An 8,074-nucleotide genomic window follows, 5' to 3' on the forward strand; every position below is an offset into this window, starting at 1 on the left:
GTAAGGTGGTCGCGGGCCATGAGCAGCAGGCTCGCGCACACCTGGCGACGATCGCTCCAGCTACGGGTGGTCGTCTCGACCCTCACGCTGTCGCTGATCGTGATGCTCGTGCTCGGCGTGGTGCTCATCAGCCAGATCACCGACCGGCTTCTGGAAGTCAAGATCGACGCCGCGACCGAGGAGATGGACCGCTCCCGCGCGCTGGTCGAAGGACAGCTCGCCGGCGCCGCCGCCTCCGGCTCGCGGGCGGTCCGGCTCGACGGCGCCGCCGCGACCCTGACCAGCCGCGGTAGCGACGGCGGTCAGGACACCGGCGTCGCCGGCACGTTCGACCCGGTTCTCATCGTTCCGGGCGACGGTCCGCGCGCGCCCACCGCGAGCGGGCCGGCCGAGCAGATCCCGCAGAATCTGCGCGCCTTCGTCCAGAACGGGCAGGTCGCATACCAATTCGCCACAGTCTCGAACCCCAACGGCTATACCGGCCCGGTACTGATCATCGGCAGCCCCACCGACTCGGCCATCTCGACGCTCGAGCTGTATCTGGTGTTCCCCCTCGGCGGTGAGGAACGCACCCTCGCGCTCGTTCGGGGCACGCTGGTGGTCGGCGCGGGTGTCCTGCTCGTGCTGCTCGCCGCGATCTCGATGATCGTCGCCCGCCAGGTGGTGCTGCCCATCCGCTCCGCCTCCCGCATCGCGGTGCGGTTCGCCGACGGCCGCCTCAAGGAACGCATGCCGGTGCGGGGCGAGGACGACATGGCGCGACTCGCCATGTCGTTCAACGAGATGGCCGAGAGCCTGTCGCGGCAGATCACCCAGCTCGAGGAGTACGGCAACCTGCAGAAGCGGTTCACGTCCGATGTGAGCCACGAGCTTCGTACCCCGCTCACCACGGTGCGGATGGCCGCCGATCTGATCCACGACGGCAGCGACGAGCTGGATCCCTCGCTCAAACGCGCGTCCGAACTCCTCGTCGCCGAACTCGACCGGTTCGAGGGCTTGCTGGGCGACCTCCTCGAGATCAGCCGCCACGACGCGGGTGTCGCCGAGCTCGCCTCCGAACGGCTCGACGTCCGCATGTGCGCCCGGGCCGCGGTGTCCACGGTGCGCCACCTCGCCCGCGAAACGTCGACGGAGTTGATCGTCGACATGCCTTCCGAACCCGTCGAGGCCGACGTCGATCCACGTCGAGTCGAACGGATCCTGCGGAATCTTCTCGCCAACGCGATCGACCACGGTGAGGGAAAACCGATTCTGCTCCGCCTGCGGGCCGACGACAACGCGGTGGCGTTCGTCGTCCGCGACCAGGGCATCGGCCTGCGTCCGGGTGAGGAGAAGCTGGTGTTCAACCGCTTCTGGCGATCCGACCCGTCGCGGGTGCGCCGTTCCGGTGGTACCGGTCTCGGCCTCGCGATCAGCGTCGAAGACGCCAACCTGCACAACGGAAAACTCGAGGCGTGGGGCGAACCGGGCCGGGGCGCGAGCTTCCGGCTGACGTTGCCGCGCGAACGCGGCCGGAAGGTCGGACGCAGCCCCGTCCCCCTGGTGCCGGGCGCCGTCCACGCGGTGCAGGGCAAACCGCCGCAGTCTCCCGGACACGAACCGGCCGGTGGTTCCTCCGCGGAGGTCTCGGCCGACGGTGCCGGTCGGGTGGACAACTCGACGCCGTCACCCTCGGAAGGAGCGCCGACATGACACGCGCCGCACGGATCCGTACCGCGCTCACCGTGGTGATGTGCGTGGCGGCGCTGGTCGTCTCCGGGTGCGCGACCCTGCCCGACTCGTCGTCTCCGCAGGCCATCGGCACCATCGATCCCGCACCCGCGACCACCGAGGTCAGCGCACCCGTCCCCGGCCGCGAACCGGATCTGTTGCTCCGCGATTTCCTGCAGGCCAGCACCGAACCCACGAACCGGCACGTCGCGGCCCGGCAATTCCTCACCCCGGAGATGTCCGGACGCTGGGACGACGCGGCGAGTGCGACGATCGTGGACAAGGTCGACGTTCTCGTCGAGAACCGCAACAGTGACCGGGCGACGTACGTCGTCCGCGCGAACATCGTCGGCTACCTGGAAGAAGGCGGCGTCTACCGGGCGGCCGGGGGCGAATTCGAAGCGAAGTTCACGCTCGTGCGGACCGACGGTGAGTGGCGGATCGACGCGATGCCCGACGGGGTCATCATGGATCGGCCACGCTTCCTCAACAGCTATCAGCGACGTTCGCTGTACTTCGTCGAACCGGCGGGCGAGACGGTCGTTCCCGACCCGCGGTGGATCACCGGCAGTCCGGAACAGACCGCCTCCCAGCTGATCGGCCTGCTCGTCGAGGGGCCGAAGGCATCGTTGGAACCTGCCGTGCGGAACCTGCTCGAGGACGTCACTGTGGTCGGTGCCGTCACCAAGGCCGACGGGCGCACCGGGCAGGTCGGTGTCGGGCTCGGTGGCATCCGCGTCGACTTCCAGGGCATCGGGGCGATGAGCAAGGAAGACCGGGAACTGCTCGCCGCGCAGGTGGTCTGGACGCTCGCCAACGCCGACATCTCGGGTCCGTACGTGTTGCTGGCGGATCACCAGCCACTCGACGAACGGTTCCCCAACGGGTGGACGACCGCCGATGTCGCGTCCATGAACCCCCTGGCCACCTCGAGTGCCACCATCGGTCTGCACGCGCTCCTGCGCGGTGGCCTGGTGGGGGTGGCCGAGACAGGTGTCACCCCGGTTCCCGGGTTCTTCGGCTCCGCCGCCAACCTGGAATCGATTGCGCTCTCGCGCGACGGCGAACTCGTGGCAGCGGTCGCGGAGACCGGGGGCGTCGCACCCGAGCCCGCCACGCAGCTGATCGTCGGCGCGTACGGCGACGACGTCGCCGAACCGGCGGTCGACGGTAATTCGATCACGCGCCCGACCTGGTCGCCGGACGACACCTCCGTCTGGGCGGTGGTCAACGGAATGGCGGTGGTGAGAGCCGTGCGGGAGCCGGGCACCGGCCGCGTCACCGTCGTGGGCGTCGAGGCGGGCGCCCTCCGGGCGGTAGGCGGACGGATCACCGAACTCCGGCTGTCGCGGGACGGGGTACGAGCCGCGCTCATCATCGACGGACGCGTATATGTCGCGACGGTCGTGCAGACGCCGAACGGCGAATTCTCCCTCACCAACCCCCGCGAGATCGGGTTCGGCCTCGGAGGGCCGGCGCTCTCGCTCGACTGGAGTACCCCCGATACCGTCGTGGTCTCGCGGGCGGCGTCCGACATGCCGGTCGTGCAGATCGCGGTCGACGGGTCCCGGACGGACGCGCTGCCCAGCCGGAACCTGACGCCGCCCGTCATCGCCGTCGAGGCGTCCACCACCGCCGAATTCGTCGCGGACTCGCGTGCGGTGTTCCAGCTCAACAACCGCGATCCCGCCGACGACCGCTATTGGCGCGAGGTCCCGGGGCTTGCCGGGCTGACTGCGATCCCGGTGTTGCCGGGCTGACACAGCCCCTCGAACCTGTCGGTGGTGGACGTCACACTGCCGGAATGCTGTCGTCCCTCTTCGACCTCGTGCTGCCCCTTGCATGCGGTGGGTGCGGTGCGAGCGGGACCGCATGGTGTCGCGCGTGTGCGCGGGTGCTGAACGATCCACCGGCGCTGGTCCGGCTTCGGGGCGACCCGGGAGTACCGGTGTGGAGTCTGGGCCCGTACGCCGGTCCTCGGAGGCGCGCGGTGGTCGCCGCGAAAGAGCGCGGCCGCCGGGATCTCGCCGACCCCCTCGGACTCGCCTGGGCGGTGGCGGTGTCACGCCTGCGCCGGTGGGGTGAACTGCCCCCGGGGCCGACGACCGTCGTACCGGCTCCCACTCGTGCGCGGGCCGCCCGAGCGCGCGGGGGCGACCCTGTCTCGCGCGCGGCGCAGGTTGCGGCGAGCCACGACCCGCATCTGTTCGTGCATCCGCTCCTCGTCTCGGCCCGGGGCGTACGGGACTCGGTGGGTTTGTCCGCCGCCGAGCGCCGCCGCAACCTCGCCGGCCGGATCCGGCTTGAGGAGGGAGGTGTTCCGCGGACGCGGCAGGTGCTCGTGGTGGACGACATCGTCACCACGGGAGCCACCGCTGCGGAGTCCGTGCGGGTGTTGCGCCGGGGCGGTTTCGACCCCGTCGGAATGCTCGTTACAGCACACGCATGAGGCCGCTGTGGTAACGGCGGGTGTCCAAAAAGTGAATTGGACCGCAACGATGGCATGCGTCCGGCAGACCGACTACCGTTGCCCTCAGACCCGGAAACGAACAGGTAGAAGGGTGTAACGCCCATTCTTCCGGTTCCGGGCGGGCGCTATCGCGCTCATCGAACATGCCGGTGCGCAGTTGGCACCGGCCGTACTCGGGAGGTACTTGTGACGACCCCTTCGAAGACCCAGGCTTCCGTTGCCGAGGCAGACGCCACCACGGAAGGCCCCCAGGCCGAGATCGTCGTGAAAGGCCGCAACGTAGAGGTGCCGGATCACTTCCGGATCTACGTGTCCGAGAAAATTGCTCGAATCGAACGATTCGATCCGACGATTTTCCACTTCGATGTCGAGTTGCAGCACGAGCGCAACCGCCGACAGAGGAAGAGCGCCCAGCGAGTCGAGATCACGGCGCGAGGCAAGGGACCGGTCGTTCGCGCGGAAGCTTCCGGCGACAGTTTCTACGCGGCATTCGAATCGGTGATCGCCAAGCTCGAATCCCGGCTGAGGCGGACGAAGGAACGCCGGAAGGTGTCGTACGGCGAGAAGACCCCCGTCTCCGTCGCGGAAGCCACCGCGGCGCTGGCGCAGGACGACGAACTCGCGATCTCGCCGGATCTGCCGCTCGACGGCCAGGAGCAGGAACCCGAAGGTCCCGGCAGGATCGTCCGCGTCAAGGAGCACAAGGCCGAGCCGATGACGGTCGACGACGCCCTCTACGAGATGGAACTCGTCGGTCACGACTTCTATCTGTTCCACGACAAGGAGACCGACAAGCCGTCCGTGGTGTATCGGCGCCACGCTTTCGACTACGGTCTCATCAAGCTCGTCTGAGCAGTGCCCGGAGCAGCTGCGGCGTGACGCCGTCGCAGTAACTCCGGGAGAACGCCTACCATGGAATCCGGCCGGGGTCCGCAAGGCCTCGGCCGGATTTCTTGTCCGTGCAGGTACCCGAGATTGAGGACGAACACACCAGTGCTGTCGCTGACGAAGCTGCTCCGGATCGGTGAAGGTCGCATGGTCAAGCGGCTCAAGCAGATCGCCGAGCATGTCGAATCCCTCTCCCCGGAGTTCGAAGCCCTGACCGACGCCGAACTGCGGGCCAAGACGGACGAGTTCCGTCACCGCTACCAGGATGGGGAATCGCTCGACGAGTTGCTTCCCGAGGCCTTCGCGACCGCCCGGGAGGCGTCGTTCCGCGTCCTCGGTCAGAAGCACTACGGCGTTCAGATCATGGGTGGCGCCGCCCTGCACTTCGGCAACATCGCCGAGATGAAGACCGGTGAGGGCAAGACCCTGACCTGCGTGTTGCCGGCATACCTCAACGCCATCTCGGGAGACGGCGTCCATGTCGTCACCGTCAACGACTACCTCGCCAAGCGCGACTCCGAGTGGATGGGCCGTGTGCACCGGTTCCTCGGACTCGAAACCGACGTGATCCTGTCCGGCATGACTCCGGCGCAGCGCCGTGCGGCCTACAACGCCGACATCACGTACGGCACGAACAACGAGTTCGGCTTCGACTACCTGCGCGACAACATGACGCACTCGCTCGACGACCTCGTCCAGCGCGGCCACAACTACGCGATCGTCGACGAGGTCGACTCGATCCTCATCGACGAAGCGCGCACCCCGCTCATCATCTCGGGCCCCGCCGACGCGTCGAGCAAGTGGTACGCCGAGTTCGCGCGCATCGCGCCCCTGCTCAAGAAAGACGTCCACTACGAGGTCGACATCCGTAAGCGCACGGTCGGTGTGCACGAGGCCGGTGTCGAATTCGTCGAGGATCAGCTCGGTATCGACAACCTGTACGAAGCGGCGAATTCGCCGCTCGTGAGCTACCTGAACAACGCCATCAAGGCCAAGGAGCTCTACGCCAAGGACAAGGACTACATCGTCCGCAACGGCGAGGTCGTCATCGTCGACGAGTTCACGGGCCGCGTGCTGTCGGGACGCCGCTACAACGAGGGCATGCACCAGTCGATCGAGGCCAAGGAACACGTCGAGATCAAGGCCGAGAACCAGACGCTCGCCACGATCACGCTGCAGAACTACTTCCGGCTCTACGACAAGCTTTCGGGCATGACCGGTACCGCCGAGACCGAGGCTGCCGAGCTGCACCAGATCTACGACCTGGGCGTCATCCCGATCCCGACGAACCGTCCGATGGTCCGGGTGGACCAGGGCGACCTGATCTACAAGACGGAAGAAGCGAAGTTCGCCGCCGTCGTCGACGACGTGGTCGAGCGCCACGAGAAGGGCCAGCCGGTCCTGATCGGTACCACGAGCGTCGAACGTTCGGAGTACCTGTCGAAGCAGTTCACCAAGCGCGGCGTTCCCCACAACGTCCTCAATGCGAAGTTCCACGAGCAGGAAGCGCAGATCATCGCGGAGGCCGGGCGGACCGGCGCGGTCACCGTCGCGACGAACATGGCCGGTCGTGGTACCGACGTCGTGCTCGGCGGCAACCCCGACATCATCACCGACACCCTGCTGCGCAAGCGGGGACTCGATCCGGTCGAGACCTCGGAGGAATACGAGGCCGCGTGGGACGAGACCCTTCCCGCGGTGCAGCGACAGGTCAAGGAAGACGCGGACCGGGTGCGCGAGGCCGGCGGCTTGTATGTGCTCGGCACCGAGCGTCACGAGTCGCGCCGTATCGACAATCAGCTGCGTGGCCGCTCCGGCCGTCAGGGTGACCCGGGGGAGTCGCGCTTCTACCTCTCGCTCGGCGACGAGCTGATGCGACGCTTCAACGGCGCTGCGCTGGAGTCGATCATGACCCGGCTCAACCTGCCCGACGACGTCCCGATCGAGGCGAAGATGGTCTCCAAGGCCATCAAGAGCGCGCAGACCCAGGTCGAGCAGCAGAACTACGAGATCCGCAAGAACGTCCTCAAGTACGACGAGGTGATGAACCAGCAGCGCACCGTCATCTACGAGGAGCGTCGCCGCATCCTTCGTGGCGAGGATCTCGAGGGCCAGGTGCAGCACATGCTCACCGACGTGGTCTCGGCCTACGTCGACGGCGCCACCGCCGACGGTTACGTCGAGGACTGGGATCTCGAGCAGTTGTGGACCGCGCTCAAGACTCTCTACCCCGTCGGCATCGACTACAAGACGCTGCTCGCGGAGAACGAGGATCTCGACCGCAACGACCTGCGTGAGGCGCTTCTCGACGACGCCCGTGCCGCGTACGCGCGCCGGGAGGCGGAACTCCAGGCGCTGGCCGGGGAGAACGCGATGCGCGAACTCGAGCGGCGGGTCCTGCTCTCGGTCCTGGACCGCAAGTGGCGTGAGCACCTCTACGAGATGGACTACCTGAAGGAAGGCATCGGCCTGCGCGCGATGGCGCAGCGCGACCCGCTCGTCGAGTACCAGCGCGAGGGCTTCGACATGTTCACCGCCATGCTCGAGGGCCTCAAGGAAGAGTCGGTCGGCTTCCTGTTCAACCTCAAGGTCGAAGCGGCGCAGCCGCAGGCTGCCGCGGGCAACGGGGTGTCGGTGACACCGGCGTCCGCTGCCGCTGCGTCCCGGACGGCACCCCCGGTCGGGCAGCCCGTTCCGGCGCGGGCACCCGCCCAGCCGGCGCCCGCGCCCGCTCCCGCCGTGCTGCGCGCACAGGGTCTGGACGAGGGCGAACGTCGTCTCACCTACAGTGGCCCCGCCGAGGACGGTCGTGCGCACGTCGCACGTCGCAGTGGTGGCGACGGCGCCGCACCGGCCGCGCATGCCGGCACCCGCAAGGAACGTCGTGCGGCTGCGCGACGCGACGCGAAGTCCGGCCGCCGGCACTGACCGTCGGTGAACTCCTTCACGCCCCAGTGGGCCCTCCGCGCCCCCGGGGGGGGGTGGGGCCGGGGGGGCGCGGCCTCG

Annotated in this window: 5 protein-coding genes; all 5 read left to right on the forward strand. The window is 68.1% G+C overall.

Annotation, left to right across the window (positions count from 1 at the left end; translation table 11 throughout):
• The first annotated feature begins 18 nt into the window (after nucleotides 1–18).
• The 5 genes from mtrB (at nucleotide 19) to secA (ending at nucleotide 7,996) form a co-directional block, all read left to right on the forward strand.
• On the forward strand, nucleotides 19–1,692 hold the full coding sequence (gene mtrB / locus TVH25_RS08015) for an MtrAB system histidine kinase MtrB (RefSeq protein ID WP_422423770.1): 1,674 nt from the start codon (nucleotides 19–21) through the stop codon (nucleotides 1,690–1,692).
• Nucleotides 1,689–3,470 (forward strand): MtrAB system accessory lipoprotein LpqB, encoded by a 1,782-nt coding sequence (gene lpqB / locus TVH25_RS08020; protein ID WP_169619795.1) that lies wholly within the window; start codon nucleotides 1,689–1,691, stop codon nucleotides 3,468–3,470. The genes mtrB and lpqB overlap by 4 nt, the downstream gene beginning before the upstream one ends.
• Before the next feature lie 44 nt (nucleotides 3,471–3,514).
• Nucleotides 3,515–4,159 (forward strand): ComF family protein, encoded by a 645-nt coding sequence (locus TVH25_RS08025; protein WP_422423771.1) that lies wholly within the window; start codon nucleotides 3,515–3,517, stop codon nucleotides 4,157–4,159.
• 207 nt (nucleotides 4,160–4,366) lie between these two features.
• Nucleotides 4,367–5,032: a ribosome hibernation-promoting factor, HPF/YfiA family gene (gene hpf, locus TVH25_RS08030; RefSeq protein ID WP_169619793.1), complete on the forward strand. Its 666-nt coding sequence runs from the start codon at nucleotides 4,367–4,369 to the stop codon at nucleotides 5,030–5,032.
• Between the two features lie 141 nt (nucleotides 5,033–5,173).
• Nucleotides 5,174–7,996: a preprotein translocase subunit SecA gene (gene secA / locus TVH25_RS08035; protein WP_422423773.1), complete on the forward strand. Its 2,823-nt coding sequence runs from the start codon at nucleotides 5,174–5,176 to the stop codon at nucleotides 7,994–7,996.
• The last annotated feature ends 78 nt before the right edge of the window (nucleotides 7,997–8,074 follow it).

This window comes from Rhodococcus sp. 7Tela_A2 (genome assembly GCF_049311045.1).
Taxonomy (GTDB): Bacteria; Actinomycetota; Actinomycetes; order Mycobacteriales; family Mycobacteriaceae; genus Rhodococcus.